The sequence below is a fragment of the Anaeromyxobacter paludicola genome, assembly GCF_023169965.1.
In the GTDB taxonomy this organism is placed as follows: Bacteria; Myxococcota; Myxococcia; order Myxococcales; family Anaeromyxobacteraceae; genus Anaeromyxobacter_B; species Anaeromyxobacter_B paludicola.
In genome coordinates, this window is record NZ_AP025592.1 from 350,400 (window position 1) to 373,558 (window position 23,159).

At 73.6% G+C, this 23,159-nt stretch carries 22 protein-coding genes; 7 read left to right on the forward strand and 15 right to left on the reverse strand.

Translation table 11 applies throughout. The features are described 5' to 3' along the window. Window positions 1-22: 22 nt before the first annotated feature. The 5 genes from AMPC_RS01620 to AMPC_RS01640 form a co-directional block, all read right to left on the reverse strand. Complete coding sequence (locus AMPC_RS01620) at window positions 23-1,390, reverse strand: CUAEP/CCAEP-tail radical SAM (seleno)protein (protein ID WP_248343804.1); 1,368 nt, start codon at window positions 1,388-1,390, stop codon at window positions 23-25. Window positions 1,391-1,402: 12 nt separating this feature from the next. Further along, the gene (locus AMPC_RS01625; RefSeq protein WP_248343805.1) at window positions 1,403-1,681 is read right to left on the reverse strand and encodes an oxidative damage protection protein; all 279 of its coding nucleotides are present in this window, start codon (window positions 1,679-1,681) and stop codon (window positions 1,403-1,405) included. Window positions 1,682-1,808: 127 nt separating this feature from the next. Further along, window positions 1,809-2,012: a helix-turn-helix domain-containing protein gene (locus AMPC_RS01630; protein ID WP_248343806.1), complete on the reverse strand. Its 204-nt coding sequence runs from the start codon at window positions 2,010-2,012 to the stop codon at window positions 1,809-1,811. A gap of 118 nt (window positions 2,013-2,130) precedes the next feature. Further along, complete coding sequence (locus AMPC_RS01635) at window positions 2,131-2,880, reverse strand: response regulator (protein WP_248343807.1); 750 nt, start codon at window positions 2,878-2,880, stop codon at window positions 2,131-2,133. Continuing rightward, complete coding sequence (locus tag AMPC_RS01640; protein ID WP_248343808.1) at window positions 2,877-4,118, reverse strand: molybdopterin molybdotransferase MoeA; 1,242 nt, start codon at window positions 4,116-4,118, stop codon at window positions 2,877-2,879. The genes AMPC_RS01635 and AMPC_RS01640 overlap by 4 nt, the downstream gene beginning before the upstream one ends. Before the next feature lie 83 nt (window positions 4,119-4,201). Here AMPC_RS01640 and rnr point away from each other — a divergent pair, with 83 nt between their 5' ends. Then, on the forward strand, window positions 4,202-6,655 hold the full coding sequence (rnr, locus tag AMPC_RS01645) for a ribonuclease R (RefSeq protein WP_248343809.1): 2,454 nt from the start codon (window positions 4,202-4,204) through the stop codon (window positions 6,653-6,655). Window positions 6,656-6,665: 10 nt separating this feature from the next. On the opposite strand, the gene AMPC_RS01650 is transcribed toward rnr, so the two are convergent. Both AMPC_RS01650 and AMPC_RS01655 read right to left on the reverse strand, forming a co-directional pair. Next, on the reverse strand, window positions 6,666-6,992 hold the full coding sequence (locus AMPC_RS01650; protein WP_248343810.1) for a hypothetical protein: 327 nt from the start codon (window positions 6,990-6,992) through the stop codon (window positions 6,666-6,668). Window positions 6,993-7,092: 100 nt separating this feature from the next. Further along, window positions 7,093-7,944 (reverse strand): OmpA family protein, encoded by an 852-nt coding sequence (locus AMPC_RS01655; protein WP_248343811.1) that lies wholly within the window; start codon window positions 7,942-7,944, stop codon window positions 7,093-7,095. A 159-nt stretch (window positions 7,945-8,103) separates the two neighbouring features. On the opposite strand from AMPC_RS01655, the gene AMPC_RS01660 reads away from it, so the two are divergent. Beyond that, the gene (locus AMPC_RS01660; RefSeq protein WP_248343812.1) at window positions 8,104-8,886 is read left to right on the forward strand and encodes a sulfite exporter TauE/SafE family protein; all 783 of its coding nucleotides are present in this window, start codon (window positions 8,104-8,106) and stop codon (window positions 8,884-8,886) included. Window positions 8,887-8,950: 64 nt separating this feature from the next. Here AMPC_RS01660 and AMPC_RS01665 read toward each other — a convergent pair whose 3' ends face one another. From AMPC_RS01665 to AMPC_RS01700, 8 genes are all read right to left on the reverse strand, one after another. Continuing rightward, a complete protein-coding gene (locus tag AMPC_RS01665) occupies window positions 8,951-9,361 on the reverse strand; it encodes a CBS domain-containing protein (RefSeq protein ID WP_248343813.1) in 411 nt (136 codons plus the stop codon). Between the two features lie 28 nt (window positions 9,362-9,389). After that, a complete protein-coding gene (locus tag AMPC_RS01670; protein WP_404800661.1) occupies window positions 9,390-10,094 on the reverse strand; it encodes an ABC transporter ATP-binding protein in 705 nt (234 codons plus the stop codon). Window positions 10,095-10,099: 5 nt separating this feature from the next. Continuing rightward, window positions 10,100-10,822 (reverse strand): ABC transporter ATP-binding protein, encoded by a 723-nt coding sequence (locus AMPC_RS01675; protein WP_248343815.1) that lies wholly within the window; start codon window positions 10,820-10,822, stop codon window positions 10,100-10,102. After that, window positions 10,819-11,889 carry a branched-chain amino acid ABC transporter permease gene (locus AMPC_RS01680; RefSeq protein ID WP_248343816.1) on the reverse strand — a complete coding sequence of 357 codons (1,071 nt, stop codon included), beginning with the start codon at window positions 11,887-11,889 and terminating at the stop codon, window positions 10,819-10,821. The genes AMPC_RS01675 and AMPC_RS01680 overlap by 4 nt, the downstream gene beginning before the upstream one ends. Then, window positions 11,889-12,755, reverse strand: a complete 867-nt coding sequence (locus tag AMPC_RS01685) for a branched-chain amino acid ABC transporter permease (RefSeq protein WP_248343817.1) — start codon at window positions 12,753-12,755, stop codon at window positions 11,889-11,891. Before AMPC_RS01685 ends, AMPC_RS01680 begins: the two co-directional genes overlap by 1 nt. 279 nt (window positions 12,756-13,034) lie before the next feature. Further along, window positions 13,035-14,504 (reverse strand): hypothetical protein, encoded by a 1,470-nt coding sequence (locus AMPC_RS01690; RefSeq protein WP_248343818.1) that lies wholly within the window; start codon window positions 14,502-14,504, stop codon window positions 13,035-13,037. A 199-nt stretch (window positions 14,505-14,703) separates the two neighbouring features. Then, window positions 14,704-17,091, reverse strand: coding sequence for an endonuclease MutS2 (locus AMPC_RS01695; RefSeq protein WP_248343819.1), 2,388 nt, complete (start codon window positions 17,089-17,091; stop codon window positions 14,704-14,706). A 103-nt stretch (window positions 17,092-17,194) separates the two neighbouring features. Then, complete coding sequence (locus tag AMPC_RS01700; RefSeq protein ID WP_248343820.1) at window positions 17,195-18,514, reverse strand: dicarboxylate/amino acid:cation symporter; 1,320 nt, start codon at window positions 18,512-18,514, stop codon at window positions 17,195-17,197. 308 nt (window positions 18,515-18,822) lie between these two features. On the opposite strand from AMPC_RS01700, the gene AMPC_RS01705 reads away from it, so the two are divergent. The 5 genes from AMPC_RS01705 (at window position 18,823) to nadD (ending at window position 23,159) form a co-directional block, all read left to right on the forward strand. Continuing rightward, window positions 18,823-19,050: a hypothetical protein gene (locus AMPC_RS01705; protein WP_248343821.1), complete on the forward strand. Its 228-nt coding sequence runs from the start codon at window positions 18,823-18,825 to the stop codon at window positions 19,048-19,050. Window positions 19,051-19,068: 18 nt separating this feature from the next. Further along, window positions 19,069-20,175: a glycosyltransferase family 4 protein gene (locus AMPC_RS01710; RefSeq protein ID WP_248343822.1), complete on the forward strand. Its 1,107-nt coding sequence runs from the start codon at window positions 19,069-19,071 to the stop codon at window positions 20,173-20,175. A gap of 73 nt (window positions 20,176-20,248) precedes the next feature. Then, the gene (locus AMPC_RS01715; RefSeq protein WP_248343823.1) at window positions 20,249-21,235 is read left to right on the forward strand and encodes a lysylphosphatidylglycerol synthase transmembrane domain-containing protein; all 987 of its coding nucleotides are present in this window, start codon (window positions 20,249-20,251) and stop codon (window positions 21,233-21,235) included. An 85-nt stretch (window positions 21,236-21,320) separates the two neighbouring features. Then, entirely contained in the window at window positions 21,321-22,595 is a 1,275-nt protein-coding gene (locus AMPC_RS01720) for an exo-beta-N-acetylmuramidase NamZ family protein (RefSeq protein ID WP_248343824.1), read from the forward strand. A gap of 3 nt (window positions 22,596-22,598) precedes the next feature. Then, a complete protein-coding gene (gene nadD, locus AMPC_RS01725) occupies window positions 22,599-23,159 on the forward strand; it encodes a nicotinate (nicotinamide) nucleotide adenylyltransferase (protein ID WP_248343825.1) in 561 nt (186 codons plus the stop codon).

Consider the following 23,159-nt stretch of genomic DNA (forward strand, 5'->3'; position numbering starts at 1 on the left):
ACTGGCCCGCGGTCGGCTCCGCTCAGCAGAACCAGCTCTCGGTGAGCCGGGGCGTGAAGCGCCGGTCCCGGGCCCGCGTCACGTGCTGGTGGACCCGCCCGGCCGCCGCCAGCGCGAGCGCCTTCACCGCCGCCACGGTCTCGAGCGGATCGGCGCCGGCCGCGGCCCGCTCCTCCACGAGGCCGGCGACCTTCGCCTGGAGCGCGTCCATGCGCGGGTCGGGGTGGGCCCAGCGGAAGGTGAGGGCGGCGGGGTCGAGCGCCGCGCCGGCGAAGGCGGGGTCGCGCAGCAGGAGCGAGCCGGGCGGGACCAGGAGCCGGATCGAGAGCTGCACCGGATCGAGCTGCGGCAGCCAGCCGCGCTCCTCGAACGTCTGGAGGAGGTCGAGGTAGTCCTCGAGGGTGGACCAGGGGGTGAACGGGAGCAGCGAGGGGCGCAGCGCGACGCCCGTCTCCGCGCAGAGCTCGAAGGCGCGCAGCGCGTCGGCGCGGGTGTGCCCCTTGTCGAGCTTCGCGAGCACCCGGTCGGAGAGCGACTCCACCGCCGAGGTCACGAAGAGCGCCCCGAGGGCCCCGAGCTCGGCCACGAGGAGCGGGCGGCGCAGCAGGTGCTCCACCTTGGCGGTGTAGTCGAAGGTGACCGCCGGGAAGCGGGCGTGGAGCGCGCGGGCCACCCTCAGGGCGTGGCCCGGGCCGTTCAGGAAGTCCGGATCGCCGAAGGTCACATGGGTCGCGCCGGCCGCCACGAGCTGGGCCACGTCGGCGAGGACCGCCTCCACCGGGACCACGAAGAGCCGGCCGCCGTAGAGCGGGGGGATGGGGCAGTGGCGGCAGCGGTGGAGGCAGCCGCGCGTCGCCTCGGCGTACCCGGCCACCCGGAGCCCGCGCGCGTCCTGGAGGTGGGCGTAGCGCTCGAGCGGGGGGAGGCCTTCGCGCGAGGGGACGGGGAAGTCCAGCCGCCGCAGCGTCGCCGCTCCGGCGCCGTCCTGGACGAAGCGCGAGAGGTCCTCGCCGCGCTCGGCCGCCTCGGCGAGCCGCACCAGCTCCTCCTCGCACTCGCCGCCCAGCACCGCGGCCGCCCCGGCGGCGCGCAGGAGCGCCGCGTGCAGCGGGGCGTAGAGCCCGTGGAAGACGACGAGGGCGGCCGGGTTGAGGGCGCGCACCCGCGCCGCGGCGGCGAGCGCCAGCTTGAGCGCGGTGTGCATCGGGACCGCGAACGCGACGAGCCGCGCGCGGCGGACCGCGGCCTCGTCGAGCGGCTCCAGCGACAGGTCGAGGGCCGCCGGCCGGAAGCCCGCGCGCGCCAGGAAGGCGCGCGGCAGGGCGAGGCCGAGCGGCTGGTGCCCGAGCTCGTACGTCGAGAGGAGGAGGATGTCGCCGTCGGCGCGCATGGCGCGCAGGGGCTACTTCTTGGCGGCGGGGGGCTGGTAGTCCGGCGGGAGCTGGGCGCCCTCGCCGAAGAAGAACTGCTCAGCCTGCTGGAACAGGATCTCGTTGGAACGGGGATCGGCGGGCGACAGCCGGTACTCGTTCATGATCATCTTGAAGTACTCGAGCCACAGCTTCCAGGCGTCCTGGGAGATGCTGTCGTAGATCCGCTGGCCGAGCTCGTTCGGGAAGGGCTTGAAGGAGAGACCGGGGAGCTCCTTGCCGAGCTTCTTGCACATCACCATGCGCGCCATAGGGTCCCGAAGATAGGCGAAACCGGGGCGCGTTGCACGGCCTAGCTGGTGCCTCGACGGCCGGTCCGCGCGCGGCCCCGCGCCGCGCCGGTTCCAGTCGCTTGGGGCGCCAGCCCCGACGCTTGCGCTACGCGAGCAGCGAGGTCGGCGCGACGGCCAGGGCGCGGGCGAGCGACTCGAGGGTGTCGAGCGGGGGGGTGCGCTGGCCGCGCTCGAGCATCGAGATGTAGGAGACCGAGAGGCCGGCCTTCGAGGCCAGGATCTCCTGGGACAGCTTGCGGCGAAGCCGCTCGCTCTTGAGGTTGACGGCGAACTTTTCGGCGAGAGCCATGGGGATGCCTCCGTGCTGGTGGGCCCCTCGTCAGGAGGGGCATTTTGCGGATTCCGCAATTCCGTTTTGCGGAAGCCGTTCGTTGGGCACACCTTCTAGCACGGAGAGCGGAAACGTTCTAGCCCTTGCTTGTCCCTTCCTTGCGGGGCCGGCTGGGCAGCGGCACCCCGAAGCGCTTGAGCAGCCTGCGCATGGCGAAGTAGGAAACCCCCAGCTTTTCGGCCAATCCGCGCGCATCCCCCTCGTAGAGCTTTGCGGAAGCCGCAAGGTATCGCTGCGCCGCGACGTGGAACGGGATCACCGCCTCGCGGTCCTGCGGAACCCGCAGCCCGGGCAGCGAGGTGCTCATTCCGGCGAGCCGGGCGAGGCGGCTGCGGGCCTCCTCGGCCTCCGCGTGGCTGCGCTCGATGAGCTTCGCGAGCCGCCGCCGGTCGATGGCGAGCTCGAGCGCGTGCTCGAACCCCTCCATGTCGTTGAGCTCGTGGAAGTGGTCGGCGCCGGCCATCATCGCCGCCACCGCCTCGGTGGCGCGCGCTCCCGCGGTGTAGGCGAGGATGGCGAGGTCGCTGCGGCGCGGGCGCACCTCCTCGATGACCTCGAGCCCGCTGCGGCGCGGCATGCCGAGGTCGATGGCGAGGACGGTGGTCTCGGGCGAGAGCTGCTCGGAGACCTCCTCCCCGTCGCGGGCGATCCGCAGCTTGAAGCGCGGGTAGCGGCCCAGCACCGCGGCGCGAGGCCGGCCCGGGATCTGGGCCAGGTGCTCGCGCAGGAGGTCGAGCCGGTGCTGGTCGTCGTCGGCGATGAGGAGCACGTGGTCGTGCTCCTCGGGGCGATCCCACTTGGCGGTCTTTCGGTCTCTGGCGGTCATGCGAGGTCGGACGGGGCGGCGGGGTCGAGGGTGGGCGGGGCGACCAGGATGGCGGAGACGCGGGCGCCGCGCCGCAGCCGCTCCGCGCCGGCCGGGAGCACGGCCAGGGCCTGGTGGCCGGTGACCGAGGTGAGGTGGCCGCTCTCCTGCGTGGCGAGCGGCTCCACCCAGAGCGCGCCGGCCTCGACGCGCGCCCGGGCGCGGAGGAACACGGTCAGGCCGGCCGGCTTGGCCCAGGGCACGGCGAGCCGCGCCGGCAGCACCGCCCGGCCGTTGCCGGGGAGCCCCGCCAGCGCGCGCAGCGCGGGCCGGACGAAGAGCTCGAAGGTGACGAGGGCGCTCGCCGGGTTCCCGGGGAGCCCGAAGACCGCCGCGCGCGGCGAGGCGCCGAAGGCGACCGGCTTGCCCGGCCTCATGGCCACGCGCCAGAAGTCGAGCGAGAACCCGGCGCGCTCGAGCGCGGGCCGGACGAGGTCGCGCTCGCCGACCGACACACCGCCGCTCGTGAGGAGCACGTCGGCGAGGGCGGCGCCGGCGAGGGCGCGGTCGAGCGCCTCCGCCTCGTCCCCGGCGATGGGGAGCAGCGTGGGCTCGGCGCCCGCCTCCCGGCACGCGGCCGCGAGGGCGTGGCTGTTGGAGTCGCGGATCTGGCCGGGCCGGAGCGCGCCGTCCACCGGGACGAGCTCGCTGCCGGTCGCGAGGATGGCCACCCGGGGGCGCCGGTGGACCGCCACCTCGGTCCGCCCCAGCGCGGCGAGGAGCCCGACCGCGCCGGCGTCCACCACCGCGCCGCGCGGGAGCGCGACCGCGCCCTCGCGCAGCTCGGCCCCGGCGGCCCGGACGAACCGGCCCTTCACCGCCGCGCGCCGGAAGATCGCGCGCCGGCCGCGCCGCTCGACCTCCTCCTGCATCTCCACCGCGTCGGCGCCGGGCGGGATGGCGGCGCCGGTGAAGATCCGGCAGCACGCGCCGGGCGGGAGCGGGCGGTCCGCGGGCGCGCCGGCGAAGACGTCGAACGCGACCGGCAGGCCGGCGCCCGGGGCGGGCGCGTCGGCCGCGCGCAGCGCGTAGCCGTCCATGGACGCGTTGTCGAAGGGGGGCGAGGGGCGGCCCGCGACGACCGCCTCGGCCAGGGCGCGGCCGCGGGCCTCGGCCAGGGGGACGCGCTCGCCCTGGAGCGGCGCGCGGGGGCGGAGCGCGTCGAGGATTCGCCGGAGGGCGGCGTCGGGGGTGAGCACGGCCGGTCATTCTAGTGTGCACGCCGGTGGGTGGCCGGTGCTTTCGCGCGGCCCGGCGTCCGCCGAACGGCTACACTCCCGCCATGCCAGACAAGGATCTCGCCGACCGCCGCCGCGAGCGGCTCGTCGCCCAGCTGCGCGAGGGCGCCGGCCAGCCCGCCTCCATCGGCGAGCTGATGCAGAAGGCCCGCATCCACCCGGGCGAGCGCACCGAGGTGAAGCGGGTGCTGCGCGACCTGACGCGGGAGGGGCTGGTGCTCCGCGCGGGCAAGCGGTTCTGGCTGCGGGGGGCCGAGAAGCCCGCGGCCGGGCCCAGGTCCGGCGGCGGCCGGCCTTCGCGCCCGGCGGCGGAGCCGGAGCGGCGGGCGCGGCCCCCGGCGGCCCTCTCCCGCGGCGCCGGCCTCCTCGGCACGCTCACCCGCCACCGCGACGGCTACGGCTTCGTGGCCCGCGTCGATCGGGCAGGGGAGGACGTGTTCGTGCCGCCGCCCGAGGCCGAGAAGGCGCTCGACGGCGACCTCGTCCGCATCGACATCGTGCCGGGCCGCGACGGCCGCACCATGGGGCGCATCCTCGAGGTGGTGGAGCGGCGCCGCCGCACCATCATCGGCACCTACCACGACCGCGGCGCCTCGAGCTTCGTGCTCCCGTCGGACGAGCAGCTGGAGGGGCCGGTCCCGGTGCCCCGCTCGCGGCTCGCCGTGGACGGCGAGGTGGTGAAGGTGGCCCTGGACCCGGAGTCGCGGGCACTCGAGGGGGAGGTGGTGGAGCGGGTGGGCCGCCCCGGGGATCCGAAGGTGGAGGTGCTCAAGGTCGCCTACGCCAAGGGCTTCTCCGACCTCTTTCCGCCGGAGGTCCGCATCGAGGCGCAGGCCATCCCCGACGAGGTCACGCCCGAGGACCGGCGCGGCCGCCGCGATCTCACCGCGATGCGGCTCGTCACCATCGACGGGGAGGACGCGCGGGACTTCGACGACGCGGTCCACGTGGAGCGGCTCCCCGGCCGCAAGGGCTACCGGCTGACGGTCGCCATCGCCGACGTCTCCCACTACGTGCGGCGCGGCAGCGCGCTCGACGCCGAGGCGCTCCGGCGGGGGACCAGCGTCTACTTCCCGATGCAGGTCCTGCCGATGCTGCCGGAGAAGCTCTCGAACGGCATCTGCTCCCTCAACCCCGAGGTGGACCGGCTCTGCATGGTCGCCGACATGACGCTCGACGCCCAGGGCCGGCCGGTCTCCGCCGAGATCTACGAGGCGGTGATGCGCAGCGCCGCCCGCTGCACCTACACCGACGTCGCCCGCATGCTCGCCGGCGAGAAGGTGCCGCGGCGCGAGTTCCTGCGGCAGGACTTCGAGCTCATGGCCGAGCTGCAGGAGAAGCTCACCGGGCTGCGGCAGCACCGCGGCTCCATCGACTTCGACCTGCCCGAGGCCAAGGTGGTGCTCGACGCGGCGGGCGACGTGCTCGGGATCGAGCGCCGGCCGCGCAACCGGGCGCACCGGATCGTCGAGGAGTTCATGCTGGCCGCCAACGAGGCGGTGGCGCGCCACTTCGGCAGCCGCTCGGTGCCGACCATCTACCGGGTCCACGGCGAGCCCGACGAGGAGAAGCTCGCCGCCTTCCTCGACCTCGCCCGCACGCACGGCTTCGAGGTGCCGGCCGACGAGGCGGCGCTCACGCCCAAGGCGCTCAACGCGCTGCTGGCCCGCTTCGAGGGCCACCCGCAGCAGCGGGCGCTGAACCAGCTCCTGCTCCGCTCGATGATGCAGGCCATCTACAGCCCGGAGAACATCGGCCACTACGGGCTCGCCGCCGAGCACTACCTCCACTTCACCTCGCCCATCCGGCGCTACCCCGACCTCGTGGTGCACCGGCTCCTGCGCGAGGAGTGGGCGGCCCCGGTGGAGGCGGCCGAGGGCGAGGCGCCGCGCGGGAAGGCGCGGCGGGGCGGGCGCGTCTTCGGGCGCACCAGCCCGGCCGAGCTCGAGCGCATGGCGGCCCTCGCGAGCGAGCGCGAGCGCGCGGCCATGCAGGCGGAGCGCGAGATCGCCTCGTTCTACGCGGCGCTCTTCATGAAGGACAAGGTCGGGCAGCGCTTCCCGGGCGTGGTCGCGAGCGTGGTCGAGTTCGGCCTGTTCGTGGAGATCGGCGAGTGGCTGGTCGAGGGGCTCGTGAAGGTGGAGGACCTCGGCGAGGGGTTCCAGTTCGACCCGGAGCAGCACGCCCTGGTCCAGCCGGGCACCGGCCGCGCCTTCCGGGTGGGCGACGAGCTCGAGATCGAGGTGCTCGCCGCGAGCCCGCTCCGGCGCCAGATCGACCTCGGCCTGGTGGAGGGCGGCGAGGTGTTCCGGGGCGTGCCGCGCGAGCGGGGCGGCCGGGGCGGAGGGAAGGGCGGCCGGCGGGAGCGGCTCGAGGTGCCGCGGGCCGGCGGCAAGGCCGCCCGGCACGGGAAGCGCGACGAGGGCCGCCCCGGGAAGAAGGGCGCCCGCGCCGGCGGGGGCAAGCCGCGCGGCAGGAAGGGTGGTCGGGGGCGCTGAGGCGCCGGGGTCAGTGCTCGCGCTTGCCCGGGGGCCGCAGCGCCTCCAGGAAGCGCAGCGCGTGCTCGAGCGCGGAGTGACCCGGAGCCGCCTCGGGGCGAGCCCAGAGGACCTGGGCGGCCGGCTGGAACGACGAGGCGGCCGGGTCGGCGTCGTCGAGCACCAGCGCCAGCTGCTGCTCGCCCATGGCGCGGAAGAACGGCTCCCAGCCGCAGCGGGTCGCGGCCGGATCCCCGCCCGAGGTGAGGGCGGGGCGGCCGTCCGCCAGCGCCGGGGAGAGCGCGTGGAAGCCGGCGAAGTGGATGATCTCGCCGCGATCGTCGGTCGCGAGCTTCATGGGCGGATCCTAGCGGCCGTCGACCGGCCGCGCCCCGAGGACTGGAGCGACGCGAGGTCGGGCCACCGCCACGGGGGCGGCGGCCCGACCTCGCGCGCGATCACTGCGGGATGACGAACTCGACGCGCCGGTTCGCGTCGCGGCCGGCCGGCGTCTTGTTGTCGGCCACCGGGCGGGTCTCACCGAAGCCCTTGGCGCTGAGCCGGCTCGCCTCGACGCCCTTCTTCACGAGGTAGGCCCGCACGGCCTCGGCGCGGCCCTTCGAGAGCTTCAGGTTGCTCGCGGCGCCGCCCACGTCGTCGGTGTGGCCCTCCACCACCACGTGCTTCACCTCGGGGTGCTGCTTCAGCACCGTCGCAACCTCGTCGAGCAGCGCGTGCGACTGGGTCTTGATGCGGGTCTTGCCGGTGTCGAAGAACACCTTCTCGGTCAGCTCGAGCTTCTTCTCGGTGACGGAGACGCGCGGGGGCGGCGCGGGCGGCGCGATGGTGTAGGCGGCCGTGGACTCGGCGCTCGGCGGCGCGCCGGGCGCGATGGCGATGGCGCGGACGGTGGTGTCCTTCGAGACGGTGATGGGGCCGGTGTAGACCGGGGAGTCCGCCGTCGGGGCGCTGCCGTCCGTGGTGTAGTGGATGACCGCGCCGGGCGTGGCGCTGGTGATCGTCACCTGCTGGGCGCCGGTGAAGTGGCCCGGGGCCGGGTCGAAGCTCGCCGCGGCGGCCGGCTCGGGCGCGGGCGGAGGAGGAGGCGGCGGAGGCGGCGTGGGGGTCGGCGTCGGAGCCGGCGCGGGGGCGGCGGCGACCGGCTGGCTGGGCTGGCAGGGATACTGGCAGGGATTCCCGCAAGGCATGCAGATGGTGGCGGGCGCCGGAGGCGGGTTGGCGCCTTGCCTCATGCCGCCGGCGCAGCCGGCGATGCCGAGGAGGGTGAAGGCGGCCAGGAGCTGTCTCATCGCGGGTTCTCCTTGCTAGGGGGTGGATCCGGGCGAGCCGCAAGGGTACCAACATTGCCGGAGCGTGAGCCCAACCAGATGGGTTGGCGGTCCCGGCGCACCCACGGTAAATTGGCGGCGCGCGGCGGTGGGGGACGGCCGCGGAACGAAAGGTCGCCGATGGCCCCACCGCTCCTCGGAGCTTCCGACGCCCACCTCTGGCCGCTCCTCGCCCTGGCGGGGTTCGTGGCCGGGGTCATCAACGCCATCGCGGGCGGGGGCTCCCTGCTGAGCTTCCCGACCCTGCTCCTCACCGGCATGAGCCCGGTGATGGCCAACGCCACCAACACCCTGGCCCTCTGGCCGGGGACGCTCTCGAGCGTGTACGCCTACAAGCGGCACATCGGCGAGGAGCGGCGCCGGGCCTGGGTGCTGTCGCTGCCTTCCCTCGCGGGGGGGCTCGCCGGCTCGTGGCTCCTCTTGCACACGCCCGAGAAGGCCTTCCGCGCGGTGGTCCCCTGGCTCATCCTCTTCGCTTGCGGCCTGCTGTCGCTCCAGGGCCCCATCGCGCGGTGGATCAAGGGGCGGCAGGCGAGCGGCGCCACCGCCGTCCCGGCCAGCCTCTGGGTGAGCCAGCTCCTCATCGCCATCTACGGCGGCTACTTCGGCGCCGGGATCGGCATCCTGATGCTGGCCGGCATGGCCATCTTCCTGCCGGACACCATGCAGCACGCCAACGCGCTCAAGGTGCTCTTCTCCTGCCTCATCAACGGGATCGCCGCGCTCTACTTCCTCGGGATGGGCGCGGCGGCGCTGCCGCAGGCCGGGCTCATGGCCGTGACCTCCATCGTCGGCGGCTACGCCGGGGCGCACCTCGCCCAGCGCATGCCGGCCCGGGTCATGCGGGTGGTGGTGATCTCGTTCGGCGTCGTGGTGGCGGGCCGGCTCTTCTACACGGGGTGAGCGCGGGGCCGGGGAGGCGGGCTCACGGCCCGCGACGCCCCGGCTTGGACCGCGCCGGCCGGCCTCACCGCCCCGCCTGGCACTCCTGCGCGAACGCCACCAGCGCCTCGAGGGCGTTGGTGGTGGTGAAGATGCCGACCAGCCCTCCGGCCTCGTCCACCACCAGCACGCCGTTCAGCTTGCGGTCGTGCAGGAGGCGCGCCGCCTCGGTGATGTCGGTCTCGGCCTTCACCGTGTGCGGGCTCGGGTTCATCGCCTCGGAGACCGGCGTCTTGCCGAGCAGGTACTGCACCTCCCAGTGATCGAGGGAGGTCGCCTTGCTCGGCATGTACGAGAGCAGCATCTTCTCGGTCACCACGCCGGCCACCTTGCCGCCCTTCATCACCGGCAAGCGGCGGATGTTCTTCTCCTTGAGGAGGTGGACCGCCTCGACGATCGAGGCGTCGGTCTCGATGGTCACGGGGTTCCTGGTCATCCAGCGTCCGACGGAGGTCTTTTCCATTTCAGATCCCGAGGTAGGCCTTCTTCACGTGCTCGTTGCCGAGGAGCTCTTCGCCCGGGCCCGACATTACCACCCGGCCGGTCTCCAGGACGTACGCTCGATGCGAGATTCGCAGCGACTGGAACACGTTCTGCTCCACCAGCAGGATGGTCACGCCCTGGCGGTTGATCTCGGTGATGATGTCGAAGATGTTCTTGACGAACAGCGGCGAAAGGCCCAGCGAGGGCTCGTCCAGCAGCAGCAGCCGCGGGTTGCCCATCAGGCCGCGGGCGATGGCGAGCATCTGCTGCTCGCCCCCGGACATGGTCCCGCCGAGCTGCCTCTCGCGCTCCTTGAGCCGCGGGAAGAGCGTGAAGGCCCGCTCGAGGTTCCGCTCCCGGTCGGCGCGGGTGTTCCGGGGGTAGGAGCCCATCCGGAGGTTCTCGAGGACGGTCATCTCCGGGAAGATCTTGCGCCCCTCCGGCACCTGGATGACGCCGCGGGCGACGACCTCGTGCGACGCCAGCCGGGTGAGGTCCTCGCCGGCGAAGCGGAGCGTCCCCGCGCCGGGGCGGACCAGGCGCGACACGTTCTTGAGGGTGGTGGACTTCCCGGCGCCGTTGGAGCCGACGACGGTCACGATCTCGCCCTGGCGCACCTCGAGGTCCACGTCCCAGAGCACGCGCAGGTCGCCGTAGCTGAACGACAGCTTCGAGATCTCGAGCAGCGCGCTCACGGGGCGTCTCCCAGGTAGGCGGCCACCACCTCCCGGTTCTCCACCACCTCGCGGGGCAGCCCCTCCGCCAGCTTCTCCCCGGAGTTGAGCACCACCACCCGGTCGGAGATCCGCATGATGGCCTTCATGTCGTGCTCGATCACCATCTGCGTCAGGCCGCGCCGCTTGAGCTCGAGGATGAGCAGGATGATCTCCTCGCTCTCGGCCGGGTTGAGCCCGCCCATCACCTCGTCGAGCAGCACCAGCTCCGGCCCGGTGGCGAGGACGCGCGCCACCTCGAGCTTCTTGCGCTCGCCGATGGGGAGCCCGCCCGCCTTGAAGCGCGCCTTGTGCGCGAGCTTCACCACCTCGAGCTGCTCCATGGCCCGCTCGCGCGCCACCGCGAGCCGGTTCGTCCGGGCGAGCGCGCCGACCATGACGTTGTCGAGCACCGAGAGCTTCGCGAGCGGCCGCACCTTCTGCCAGGTGCGCGCCATGCCCAGGTGGCAGACCTTGTCCGGCGGCAGGCCGTTGATGACGCGCCCCTTGAACACCACCTCGCCGCGCGACGGCGGGTAGAAGCCGGTGATGCAGTTGAAGAGGGTGGTCTTCCCGGCGCCGTTCGGCCCGATGAGCCCCAGGATCGCCCCCTGCTCCACCGAGAAGGAGACGTCGGAGTTGGCGGCGAGGCCGCCGAAGAACCGGCTCACGTGCCGGATCTCGAGCAGGGGCGCGCTCACGCCGCCCTCCGGCGCGCCAGCGCGTGGCGCACGAACCCGAGCACCCCGTCGGGCATGAAGAGGATCACCACCACCACCAGCACGCCGTAGATGAGCGCGTGGGCGTGGGCCAGGTTCTCGCGGAGGAACTGCCCGGTCGGCGACGACTCGGAGACCAGCCCGATCCGGAAGAGCCCCTCCGCGATCAGGTTGGACCGCAGCGCCTCCGAGAGCGGCACCAGCACCAGCGAGCCGACCATCGGCCCGAGGATGGTCCCGATCCCGCCGATGATGCAGATGAGCACGATCTGCACCGAGACGTCGATGCCGAGCGCGGCGGCCGGGTCGATGAAGCCCACGTAGACCGCGTAGTAGGCGCCGGCCCAGGCGGTGAAGACCGCCGAGATGGCGAGGGCGACGTTCTTGTAGAGGGAGAGGTGGATCCCGAGCGAGTGGGCGGCGTCCTGGTCCTCGCGGATGGCCTGGAAGTAGTAGCCGAGCTTGGAGCCCTGCACCGCCCAGTTCACCAGGATGACCGCCACCGCGAGCGCGAGCCCGCCGTAGTAGAAGGGCACCTTGGTGGAGAAGTCGGTCACGAGGTACGAGCCCACCTTGAGCGGCGGCACCTCGGTGGCGAGGATGCCCTCGGCGCCGTTGGTGGCGTCCTTCCAGTTGAGCACGATGAGCCGGAGGATCTCGGCCATCGCGATCGAGGCGAGCACGAAGTAGGGGCCCCGGAGCCGGAAGGTGATGCTGCCGATGACGAGCGCCAGCAGGAGCGCGACGGCGATCCCGGCGAAGACGCCGTACCAGGGCGGCACCTGCTTGAACTGCATCAGCATCATCGTGGTGTAGGCGCCCGCGCCGAAGTAGGCGGCGTGGCCCACCGAGTACTGGCCGGTGTAGCCGCCGAGCACGTTCCAGGCCTCCCCCATGATGATCGAGAGGAAGAGGAGCACCATCATGTGCAGCGCGTAGGGGCTGTCGAGGAAGCGCGGGAGGGCGACCAGCCCGGCGAGGACCAGGAGCCAGGCGACGAGGGCCGGGGCGGAGACGGCGCGGCCGGGGCTGGAGGGGGTGGCGTCCATCACATCCTCGACTTGCCGAGGAGACCGGCCGGCTTGAAGAGGAGCACGAGGAGGAAGAGCACGTAGACCACGAGCTCCTTCAGCCCCGAGGAGATGTAGACGGCGGCGAGCGACTCCGTCGCCCCGATGACGATGCCCCCGAGGGTCGCGCCGATGACGCTCCCCATCCCGCCCAGCACCACGATGACGAACGCCTTGAGGGTGAAGGCGCCGCCCACCTGCGGGTAGATGTAGTAGGTGGGCGAGATGAGCGCGCCGGCGGTTCCGGCCAGCGCGGCGCCGAGCCCGGTGGCGATGACCGACATCCGGCGCACGTTCACCCCCATGAGCTGGGCGGCCTCCCGGTCCTGCGCGGTGGCGCGGATGGCCTGCCCGGTGTCGGTCCGGATGAGGAACCAGTAGAGCGCGGCGGTGAGGGCGGCGGTGATGGCGAACGAGATCCCGAGCGGCTTCGAGATGGAGAGGCCGAGGAGCTGGAAGGCGCCCGAGGAGTAGCTGGTGGTCAGGATCTTGTAGTCGGAGGTGAAGAGCAGCATCGCCGTGTTGCTCATGACGAGGCCGAGCCCGATGGTGAGCAGGATCTGGTTCTGCGGCAACGCGTCGAGGACCCGGTTGATGAAGACCCGCTGCAGCACGGCCCCGAGCAGGAACATGGCCGGCATGACCAGCAGCACCGAGAGGAAGGGGTCGATCCCGAGCAGGGTGAAGGCGAAGAAGGTGAGGTACATCCCGACCATCAGGAGGTCGCCGTGCGCGAAGTTGATGACGCGCATGACGCCGAAGATGATGGTGAGCCCGATGCCGATGAGGGCGTAGACGCCGCCCACCAGTACGCCGCTGATGAGGGACTGCAGGAAGACCGTCATCCGGGGTGGGGCCCGGCGGGCAGGGTAGGGGAACGGGGCGCGGAGAGCCTCTTCACCATGCGGGGCGAGCCTCCTGGGAAGTTCACCCTACGGAAATGCACCCGAAAAGCTCGTCCTCGAAAGGGGGCGCCCCTGAGTGGGCCGCCCGGGGGCGTCCGGGGGCGGCAGGCCGGCGCGCCGAGCACCGGGCAGGTCTGGTGTCGGGCGGGCAAAAAAAGAGGCGCCCGCGTTTCCGCGGGCGCCTCGGAGCCGGCCGGAGCCGGGGTCAGCCTTCCCAGCCTAGAAGCTGAACTGGGTGTTGAACGAGTACTGCTGGTGCTCGACGGTGGTCGTGGGAACCGCGGCCTGGGCCTTGACGGCCGGCTTGCCCGGGTCGGCGGTCTGGGGGTTGGCCGCGACGGCCGCGATGGCCGGGGTGGCGACCGTCTGCACGTACGTCGAGCGGGTGTCGAGGACCTCGACCGAGAACTTCCAGTTCTTGCTGGCGTTGAAGATGATGCCGCCCTCGAGCTGGACGTTCTTGCCGAGCACCTGCGTCGAGCCGCCGGCCGCGTAGCCGTTGAGCGTGCCGCTCGTGTAGACGAGGTCGGAGTACTTCGGCTGCTCGATGCCGGCGCCGGCGATCACCTGGAACATGTCGTGCGGGGTGATGGTCAGCTGGCCCCACATGCCCTGCTCGTAGACCGCCTTGTAGTCCTGCAGCTTGGCGTTGGCGTCCGTCGTGCTGCCGTTCGTCGCGGTGGTGCCGATGACGGTCGGGAAGAAGGTGCTCGAGAAGTACATGTTGAGGTCTTCACCGGCGAAGGCCTCGCCCTTGAAGGCCACGAGCGGCTGGGTGTTGCCGGGCAGCGAGAAGGGGATGGAGAGCTGCACGTCGGCCGCGGTGATCCAGCGGGTGATGTCCTTGTCGTTCCCGGACGGGTTCGTGACCGGCGTGGGGTTCACCGTGAAGCGCTCCTTGCTGTAGTGGCCGGAGACGCCGAGCTCGAGCACGGTCTTGTTGTTGGCCTTGAAGAGGCCGGACACGCGGGCCTCGAGGGCCGGCATGCGGGAGCGGTTGCCAGGCCCAAGGGTCGTGGTGCCCTGGTCCGGGCTGAGCGGATCGAGCACGGCCACGGCGTAGGTCAGGCCGGCCGATTCGCCGAAGACGTCCTTGCCGAGCTCACCGTAGAGCTTGACCTGCGGCGAGCGGGTGTACAGGTTGCCGGCGCCCCAGAACAGCGGGTTCGCGACGTACGCGACGCTGGTCGCGAAGAGCGGCGCGACGAGGCCATAGTCCTGGCCGGCGAGGAGGGTCACGGGGCCGACCGGCGTGGACCAGGTCGCGGTACCGTAAGCCAGACGGAGGCGGGGGTCCGGGCGGTACCACTCGGAGTTGGAGGTGCCGTTGGGGAAGCCGCCCTGGAAGTCCATCTCGACGACGCCGTTCAGCTTCGCCCCGAGCGCCTCAGGCATTCCGATACGGAAGCCGATGCGGGACTGCCTGGCGTTCCCGAGGAACTGACCGGTTCCGGCGGGAGCGGCGTAGTTGGTGGTGGCGTTGCTGTTCGTCGCTCTGAACCCGAAGTCCGGGTTCGCGAACTGGCCAGCGTTCTCGAAGAAGTTGAAGAGGACGAAGCCGTACGGAGTGATGGTCACCAGCGGCGTGGCGGGAGCAGCCGGCTTCTCCTCGGCCTTCTGCTGTGCGCGCGCGATGAACGGTGTGGACGAGAGCAGTGCAGCTGCGAACAGCGACAGGCTTCTCTTCATGCGGTTTCTCCCAACATGGCGCGCGGGGACGCGCGGGTAAGCCCTCGGCGGGCTGGCAGGGCTTCTACCACACGTTTCGTGAGGAATACATGGGAAACCGCAGCGTTTGCGCCCGGTTGGGTATAGCCGGCCCCAGCCCCCGGCGGGTACGCGGGGACACCTTCGGTGGGTGATGGCGCGCCGCGGCCGCGCGTCGGATTCAGCGCTTCAGGGAGATGACCGTCACCGCGTCGCCGCCCTCGTGGCGATCGCCCGGGCGGAACGCCGCCACGTACGGCGAGGACGAGAGCAGCTCCCGCAGCGAGGCCTTGAGCGCGCCGGTACCGTGGCCGTGCAGCACGAGGCACTCCGCCTCGCCCTCCGAGTAGAGCCGGTCCAGGAACCGCTCCACCGCGCGGAGCAGCTCCTCCACGCGCATCCCGCGCACGTCGAGCCTCCGATCGGAGAGCGCCAGCCCCGCCGGGCGCGCCTCCTCGGCCCGGGCCAGCTTCTCCTCCCGGCTCTTCCCGAGCTTCGCCGAGGCGGCCTTGCCCCGGAGCGGGATGAGGTCGGCGAGCGGCCGCCGGATCCTGAGCGGGCCGGCCTGCACGAGCGCCTCGCCGCCCTGGACCTCGAGCACCTCGCCCTCGCCGCCGAGGGAGGCGAGCCGCACCCGCGCCCCGGGCCGGATCTCCGAGGCGGGGAGGGCCTCCGGCACGCTGCGCGCCTGCGCGGCGGCCACCTTCTCCGCCTTCTCCATGGTGGCGGCCCAGGCGTCGAGCTGCTTCGCCGCCTCGCTCACCTTGCGGACCGTCGGGGCCGCCTGGACCTCGGCGAGGAGGTCCGACACCACCTGCCGCGCCGCCTCGACCTCCTCCGCCATCTGCCGGGCCACCCGCGCCGCGGCCTCGCGCTCCGCCCGCCGCGCCTCCGCCTCGCGCTCGGCGGCCGCCTTCGCGGAGGCCTCCGCCTGGGCCCGGGCGCGCTCGAGCGCGCTCCGCTCGGCGGCGATGCGGGCCCGCTCCTCCTCGAGGGAGCGCAGGGCCTCCCCGAGGGCGCCGCCCTGCCCGGTGAGCGCGGCGCGTGCCCGCTCCACCACCCGCTCGGGCAGGCCGACGCGCCGGGCCACCTCGAGCGCCGACGAGCTCCCGGGGGTGCCGAGGTGGAGCTGGTAGGTGGGGACGAGCCGCTCGGCGTCGAAGCCGACCCGGGCGTTGCCGTAGCGGGCGTCGGAGAGCGCCAGCGCCTTGAGCTCGTCGAGGTGCGTGGTCACGAGGACCAGCGCCCCCTTCGTCGCGAGCTCCTCCAGGATCGCCGCCGCCAGCGCGGCGCCCTCGCGGGGGTCGGTGTCGGCCGCGATCTCGTCCACCAGCACGAGCGAGCCCTCGCCCGCGCCGGCCATGATCTCGCGCACCGCGGTGAGGTGGGCGGTGAAGGTGGAGAGGTCGCGGGAGAGGTCCCCCTTCTCGTCCACCGCGGCCCGGACCTCGTAGAAGAAGGGCAGGCGCGAGCCGGCCGCCGCCGCGATGGGCAGCCCCGCCCGCGCCATGCAGGCCGAGAGCCCGACCGCGGTGATGGAGACGGTCTTGCCGCCGCCGTTGGGCCCCGAGACCACGAGGGCCCGGCGCGGCGGCTCGAGCCGCACGTCGCTCGCCACCACCTTCTTGCCCTGCAGGACGAGGAGCGGGTGGCGCAGCGAGAGGAGCGAGAACCCCTCCGCCACCGGCCCGATCTCCGGCGGGTGCGCGTCGAGCTCGGAGGCGAGCCGCGCCGAGGCCTCGAGCAGGTCGAGCTCCGCCAGCCGCTCGAGGTCGCCCCCGAGCGCGCCGGCGCGGCCCGCCGCCCGCTCCGAGAGCTCGCGCAGGATCCGCTGCTCCTCCTCGGCCGCCATCGCCGCGGCGATGGAGAGCTCGTTGCCCATCTCCACCATCGGCTGCGGCTCGACGAACAGGGTCTGGCCCGACTGCGAGGCGTTGTGGACGATGCCGGGCACCTGCGAGCGGGCGCTCGCCAGCACCGGCAGGACGTAGCGGTCGTTGCGGATGGTGAAGTAGCTGTCGCGCAGGTTGCGCTCCATCTCCGCGTCTGCGAGGAGCGCCTCCACCCGGTTCTTGAGGGCGCGGTGCAGCCCCCGGACCCGCTCCCGCAGCGACTCGAGCGCGGGGCTGGCGCGGTCGGAGATGGCGCCGGACGGATCGACGGCGCGCTCGATGGCGTCGGCGAGCCCGGCGCGCTCCGAGAGCCCCTCGGCGAGGGCCCAGAGCCGCGGGCGGGCCGCCGCCCGGGGCGCCAGGGTGGCCCGGGTCCGGACCGCCGCGCGCTCGAGCGCGGCCACGAGGAGGAGGGCCGCGGGCTCGAGCACGCCGCCGCGGGCCGCGCGGTCGAGCGCCTCCTCGACGGCGCCCACGCTGCCGAGCGGCAGGGCGAACCGCTCCTCCCCGAGGGCGCGCGCCTCCTCCACCCGGAGCAGCGCCTCGCGGGCGGCGGCCGCGTCGGGCTGGAAGGGCAGGGCGGCGGCGCGCCGGGCGCCGGCCGGCAGGCGGCAGCGGGCCGCCAGCGCGGCCGTGAGCTCGGGCCAGCCGAGCTCGGCGAGGGTGCGGTCGTTCATGGGGAGCGGAGACTACCCGGCCCGCGCCCACGCCGCACCCCATGAAAAAAGGCCGGCGGGGGTGCCCGCCGGCCTTCGTCGCGCCGCTCCGCGGGGAGCGCCGCTAGGAGTTTGCCGCCGGCCGGTCCGCGGCCAGCTCGTGGCCGTCGTTCGCCGCCGCGCCGTCCACCGCCGCGAGGCCGGAGAGCACCCGCCGCGCGTGGGTGACGTCGAGCTCGCCCTCCCACTTCGACACCGCGACCGAGGCCACGCCGTTGCCGATGAGGTTCGTGATGGCGCGCGCCTCCGACATGAAGCGGTCCACGCCGAGGAGGAGCGTGAGGCCGGCCACCGGGATGTTGCCGACCGCCGAGAGGGTCGCCGCGAGCGTGATGAAGCCGCCGCCGGTCACCGCCGCCGCGCCCTTCGAGGTGAGCAGCAGCACCGCCAGGATCTCGAGCTCCTGGACCGTGGAGACCTGGGTGTTGGTGGCCTGCGCGATGAAGAGGGTGGCGAGCGTGAGGTAGATGGAGGTGCCGTCGAGGTTGAAGCTGTAGCCCATCGGCACGACCAGGCCGACCACCGACTTGGAGCAGCCGAGCTTCTCCATCTTGTTCATCATGAGCGGCAGGGCCGACTCGGAGGAGGACGTGCCGAGCACGATGAAGACCTCCTCCTTGATGTACCGGAGGAACTTGAAGATGGAGAGGCCGGACCACCACATCACCACGCCGAGCACCAGGAACACGAAGAGGATGCTCGTCGTGTAGAAGGTCCCGATGAGCTTGGCGAGGCTGAGGAGCGTGTGGATGCCGTACTTGCCGATGGTGAAGGCCATGGCGCCGAACGCGCCGACCGGCGCCACGCGCATCACGATGCCGACGATCTTGAAGAGGATGCCGGAGAGGCCGTCGATGAACCGGAGCACCGGCTCGCCCGCCTCCTTCATCCCGGCCAGGGCCACGCCGAAGAGGATGGAGAAGAAGAGCACCTGCAGGATGTCACCCTTGGCGAAGGCGTCGGCGACGTCCTTCGGGATGACGTTCATGACGAAGTCCACCGTGTTGAGGTGGGCCGAGGGCGACGTGTAGCTGGCGATCGCCTTGGTGTCGAGCGTCGCCACGTTCACGTTCATGCCGGCGCCGGGCCGCAGGATCTTGCCGACGAAGAGGCCGATGGCGAGCGCGATGGTGGTGAGGATCTCGAAGTAGACGATCCCCTTGAGGCCGACGCGGCCCACCTTCTTGAGATCGCCCATCTTGGCGATGCCCGTGACGACCGTGGAGAACACGATCGGGGCGATGAGCATCTTCACCAGCTTGATGAACCCATCCCCGAACGGCTTCATCTGCTGGCCGGCGTTCGGGTAGAAGTGGCCCAGGAGCGCGCCCAGGGTCACCGCGATGATCACCTGCAGGTAAAGGCTCTTCCTGAGACGCTTCACTTCACGCTCCTTTTTTTTTGAGAACTCCGGAGGGGTGCGCCCAAAGGGGTGGAAGTCCGGGACTCTACGACCCCGAGTGGCTGACAGGCAAGGGAGGGGCCTGTCGCGTGAGCGAAGACCCCTTCTGGGGCTAGAGCGCCAGAGCGGTCCTGCCTCTCCGGTCGCAGGTCGATCGGGTTGACGACCGTCAACGCGCCGGCGTCCCCCGCGTGGCGAGCGCGGCCGCGCGTGCCCACCTTCGATCCGGAGGTGGACCGCTCGTGCCGTCCCAGGTTTCTCCGTCGAGCCGAAACGTCCCGAGGCTGAGCGTGGTCCACGCGCCGGCCCCGTCGCAGTCCCGCCTGACCCTGCTCGCGCGCGCCGCGCTGGTCCGCCTCTGGCTCGTCTGCCTGAGCGGCTTCGCGCTCGCCGGGGCGCTCCTGGCGCTCCTGCCGGTGATCTGGCGGCGGGCGCCGGTGGGCCGGCGGCTGCACCCGCCCCGGCGCGAGGCGCGCGTCATCCCGCTCGCGCCGCCCCGCCGCGCCAACCACTCCTGAGCGCGTGAGGGTCCGGCCGTGCGGATCGGCATCGTGACCGAGCACTACGGCCCCGGGAGCTCGGGCGTGGTGGATCACGTCCGGCACTTCGCTCGCGAGGCGCGGCGGCTCGGCCACGCGGTCAAGATCGTGACCGGCGGCGCCCCGGCCGGCTGCGCCCCGGAGGACGGGCCGGAGGTGATCCGGCTCGGCTCCTCGCGGCCGCTCCTCCACGGCGGCGCCCTCACGCGGGTCTCGACCGGGCTCGGCACCTCCCGCGCGATGCGCGAGGTGCTGGCCCGCGAGCGGTTCGACGTGGTCCACGTCCACTGCCCGCTCACGCCGGTGCTGCCGCTGCTGGCGCTCCACCACGCCACCGGGCCGGTGGTCGGCACCTTCCACGGGCAGTTCCGGCCCTGGCTCCCGCTCCGGCTCGGGCGCGGGGTGCTGCAGCGGTACCTCGACCGGCTCGACGCGGCCGTCGCGGTCTCGCGCGCCTGCCTCACCGCCCTGCGCGGCCGGCTGCGCGCCGACTTCGCCATCATCCCGAACGGCGTGGACCTGGAGCGCTTCGCGCGCGGGCGGCGGCTCCGCCGGTACGACGACGGGCGGGTGAACGTGCTGTTCGCCGGGCGGCCCGAGCCGCGCGGCGGGCTCGACCGGATGATCGCCGCCTTCCTGGTCCTCCGCGCGCAGCTCGACTGCCGGCTGCTCGTGCTGGGGGAGGGGCCGCTCCTCCCGCGCTACAAGGCGCTCGTGCCGGTCGAGGCCCGCGAGGAGGTGGTCTTCGCGGGCGAGGTGGGCGACGCGCGCCCGGACTGGTTCGCGACCGCCGACGTGGTCTGCGCCCCGACCCGGAGCGCCACCTTCGGCATGCCGCTCCTCGAGGCGATGGCGGCGGGCAAGCCGGTGATCGCGTCGGACGTGGACGGCCACCGCGAGGTGCTGCGCCAGGGGCGCGAGGGGGAGCTGGTGGACCCCGACGACGAGCGCGCCTGGGCGCGGGCCATCCTGCGGGCGACGCGCGAGCCGGCCCGGGGCGCGGCGCTGGGCGAGCGGGGACGGCAGACGGCCCAGCGGTACGCCTGGCCGGTGGTGGCGCGGGAGGTGCTCGCGCTGTACCGCTCGATCGGCGTGAGGGGGTAGGGCCCCGCGGAGCTTGCGGCCGGTCAGCTCCGGCGCGATGCTGCCCGCCCGCGCACGACCGCCGGAGACCCCGTTGAGCACGAGCCCCGCCGAGCGCCAGCGCGCCGAACCGCCCCGACGCCTCGCCGGCCCCGCCGTGCAGCTCCTCGGGCTGCTGGTGCTCCTCGCCTTCGGGATCCTGGCGCTCGAGCGGGTGGATCGGGCGGCGCTGCGGCGGGCGCTCTCGGGCGCGGAGGTCTGGCCGCTCGTCCTCGCCACCGCCGGCAACTTCGGCGCCATCGCGCTGCAGGCCGCCCGCTGGCGCGCCCTCGTCCAGCCCGCGGCGCCGCGGGTGCGCTACCGGGACGCCTGGCTCAGCCTCAACGCCGGCTACGCCGTGGGGCTCGCGCTCCCGGCCCGCACCAACGACGTGGTGCGGATCCACCTGCTCGCCCGCCGCAGCGGCGCCTCCATGGCCGCGCTGGCCGGCACCGCTGCCATCGACCACCTGGTCGGCGGCGTCACCCTGCTCGCGCTGCTGGTCGCGGCGCCGCTGCTCGCCCCGCTCCCGCGCTGGGCGAGCCACGCGGCGCTGGGGGCGCTGGGGGCGCTCGCGGCGGGGGGGCTCGCGATCTGGCTGCTCCGGCCGCGGGGGCGGGGGGCGCCCTCGCACGGCGGCCTCTCCGGCTTCGTCGGGCGGCTGCGGCACGGGCTGCTCGCGGCCGAGACCCCGGCCGCGCTCGCCCGCTCCGCCGCCTTCGCCCTCGGCAGCTGGGGCGCGGAGCTCGTCATCGCGCTCCTCGCGCTCCGGGCCTTCCACCTCCCCACCACGCCGGAGACGGCGCTGCTCTGCGTGCTCGCCACCACGCTCTCGGCGGCGGCCTCGGTCTCGCCCGGCAACGCCGGCGCCTTCGAGCTCTCGGCGGTCCTGGCGCTGGCGAGCCTCGGCGTGGCGCACGCGCCGGCCCTCGCCTTCGCCCTCGGCTACCACCTCGTCCACCTCCTGCCGGTGGCGGTGGCGGGGGGAGGGTGGCTCCTCCTCTCCCAGGCCCGCCGCGCGCTCCCCGGGGGAGCGCGATGAGCGGGTCGCCGCGGCCGCGGGCCTGTAAGATGCAGCCGGACGGTCCGCCCGGCGCGGCGCCCCCGAACCCCCGGAGCCCGAGAAGATGAACGCCGATCGCAAGGGCCGCCCCGCGGCCCGCTCCAAAGTCCGCCCCGCGGCGCGCTCCAGCGCCCGCCCCGCTCCCTCGCGGCGCCCGCGCGCCCTCGTCCGGAGCGGGCTCGACCTGCTCGTGGACACCGGCTTCGAGGCCCTGCGCGGGCTCGCGGTGGGGCTGGTGTGCAACCCGACCGCCGTGGACCGCCGGCTCCGCCACGCCGCCGACCTCCTGCACGGGGCGAGGGGGGTGAAGCTCCGCGCGCTCTTCGGCCCCGAGCACGGCGTCCGCGGGGACGCGCAGTACATGGCCGCCGTGGGCCACGAGCACGACGCCCGCACCGGCGTGCCGGTCCACTCGCTCTACGGCCCCACCGTGGACTCCCTCACGCCCGCGCCGGAGCAGCTCCACGGGCTCGACGCGCTGGTGTTCGACATCCAGGACGTCGGGGCCCGCTACTACACCTACCAGGCCACCATGATGCTCTGCATGGAGGCGGCGGCGCGGGCCGGCATCGGCTTCGTGGTGCTCGACCGGCCGAACCCCATCGGCGGCGTGGAGGTGGAGGGGCCGGCGCTGCGGAAGGGCTTCGAGAGCTTCTGCGGCCTGCACGACCTCGCCCCGCGCCACGGGCTCACGGTGGGGGAGCTGGCGGGGCTCTTCCGCGCCGAGCGGGGGCTCGACCTGAACCTCCTCGTGGTGCCGTGCCGCGGCTGGCGGCGGCGCCAGCGCGCCCGCGACACCGGCCTCCCCTGGGTCTTCCCCTCGCCCAACATGCCCACGCCGGAGACGGCGCTCGTCTACCCGGGGATGTGCCTGCTCGAGGGCACCAACCTCTCCGAGGCGCGCGGCACCACCCGGCCGTTCGAGCTGTTCGGCGCGCCCTGGCTCGACGGCGCCGGTCTCGCCGAGGCGCTCGCGGCGGAGCGGCTGCCGGGGGTCGGCTTCCGCCCGGTGAGCTTCGTGCCCGCCTGGGACAAGCACGCCGGGGAGCGGTGCCACGGGGTGGAGCTGCAGGTGACCGACCCGGAGGCGTTCCGCCCCTTCCGCACCGGGCTCGCCTGCGTGGCGCTGGCGCGCGCCCAGGACCCGGCCCGATTCCGGTGGCGGACCGAGCCGTACGAGTACGTGCAGGACGTCCCGGCCTTCGACCTCCTCTGCGGGTCGGACCGCGAGCGCCGCGGGCTGGAGGCGGGGCGCTCCTGGCGGGAGCTGGCGCGCGCCTTCGCCCCGGAGGAGCGGGCCTTCGCGCGGCGGCGCGCCCGGTTCCTGCGTTATCCCTGAGCCATGGCCCGCGAGATCGCGCTCCTGGGCGGGTCCTTCAACCCGCCGCACGTCGGCCACCTGATGGCCGCCTACTGGACCCTCGCCACGCAGGACGTGGCCGAGGTCTGGCTCATGCCCGCCTACCAGCACCCCTTCGGGAAGGAGCTCGCGCCCTTCGAGGATCGGCTCGAGATGTGCCGCATCGCCGCGCAGGCGCTCCGCGGCGTGCACGCCTGCGGCGCCGAGGCGGAGCTGGCGGGCGACCCGCTCGTGGGCAAGACGGCGCGCGTGCTGGAGCACCTCGCGAAGAAGCACCCCCGCGACCGGTTCGCGCTCGTCCTCGGCACCGACATCCTGCCCGACACCGCGAAGTGGTACCGGTTCGACCGCGTGAAGGAGCTGGCGCGCATCGTCGTGGTGGGGCGCGAGGGCTACCCCGAAGGCGCCGAGACGCTGCCGCTCCTGCCGCGCGTCTCCTCGACCGAGATCCGGCAGCGGCTGTCGCGCGGCGAGGACGCCTCGCCCTTCGTGCCGCGCAAGGTGCTCGCGTACCTGCAGGAGCGGGGGCTGTACCGGGGCTGA

What these genes read in the sequence shown, in the direction of transcription:
- AMPC_RS01720 (WP_248343824.1), top strand. Translation starts at nt 21,321, where the DNA reads ATGAACGCCGATCGCAAGGGCCGCCCCGCGGCCCGCTCCAAAGTCCGC.
- AMPC_RS01655 (WP_248343811.1), bottom strand. Translation starts at nt 7,944, where the DNA reads ATGAGACAGCTCCTGGCCGCCTTCACCCTCCTCGGCATCGCCGGCTGC.
- AMPC_RS01635 (WP_248343807.1), bottom strand. Translation starts at nt 2,880, where the DNA reads ATGACCGCCAGAGACCGAAAGACCGCCAAGTGGGATCGCCCCGAGGAG.
- AMPC_RS01665 (WP_248343813.1), bottom strand. Translation starts at nt 9,361, where the DNA reads ATGACCAGGAACCCCGTGACCATCGAGACCGACGCCTCGATCGTCGAG.
- AMPC_RS01695 (WP_248343819.1), bottom strand. Translation starts at nt 17,091, where the DNA reads ATGAACGACCGCACCCTCGCCGAGCTCGGCTGGCCCGAGCTCACGGCC.
- rnr (WP_248343809.1), top strand. Translation starts at nt 4,202, where the DNA reads ATGCCAGACAAGGATCTCGCCGACCGCCGCCGCGAGCGGCTCGTCGCC.
- AMPC_RS01625 (WP_248343805.1), bottom strand. Translation starts at nt 1,681, where the DNA reads ATGGCGCGCATGGTGATGTGCAAGAAGCTCGGCAAGGAGCTCCCCGGT.
- AMPC_RS01680 (WP_248343816.1), bottom strand. Translation starts at nt 11,889, where the DNA reads ATGGACGCCACCCCCTCCAGCCCCGGCCGCGCCGTCTCCGCCCCGGCC.
- nadD (WP_248343825.1), top strand. Translation starts at nt 22,599, where the DNA reads ATGGCCCGCGAGATCGCGCTCCTGGGCGGGTCCTTCAACCCGCCGCAC.
- AMPC_RS01660 (WP_248343812.1), top strand. Translation starts at nt 8,104, where the DNA reads ATGGCCCCACCGCTCCTCGGAGCTTCCGACGCCCACCTCTGGCCGCTC.
- AMPC_RS01650 (WP_248343810.1), bottom strand. Translation starts at nt 6,992, where the DNA reads ATGAAGCTCGCGACCGACGATCGCGGCGAGATCATCCACTTCGCCGGC.
- AMPC_RS01690 (WP_248343818.1), bottom strand. Translation starts at nt 14,504, where the DNA reads ATGAAGAGAAGCCTGTCGCTGTTCGCAGCTGCACTGCTCTCGTCCACA.
- AMPC_RS01630 (WP_248343806.1), bottom strand. Translation starts at nt 2,012, where the DNA reads ATGGCTCTCGCCGAAAAGTTCGCCGTCAACCTCAAGAGCGAGCGGCTT.
- AMPC_RS01685 (WP_248343817.1), bottom strand. Translation starts at nt 12,755, where the DNA reads ATGACGGTCTTCCTGCAGTCCCTCATCAGCGGCGTACTGGTGGGCGGC.
- AMPC_RS01620 (WP_248343804.1), bottom strand. Translation starts at nt 1,390, where the DNA reads ATGCGCGCCGACGGCGACATCCTCCTCCTCTCGACGTACGAGCTCGGG.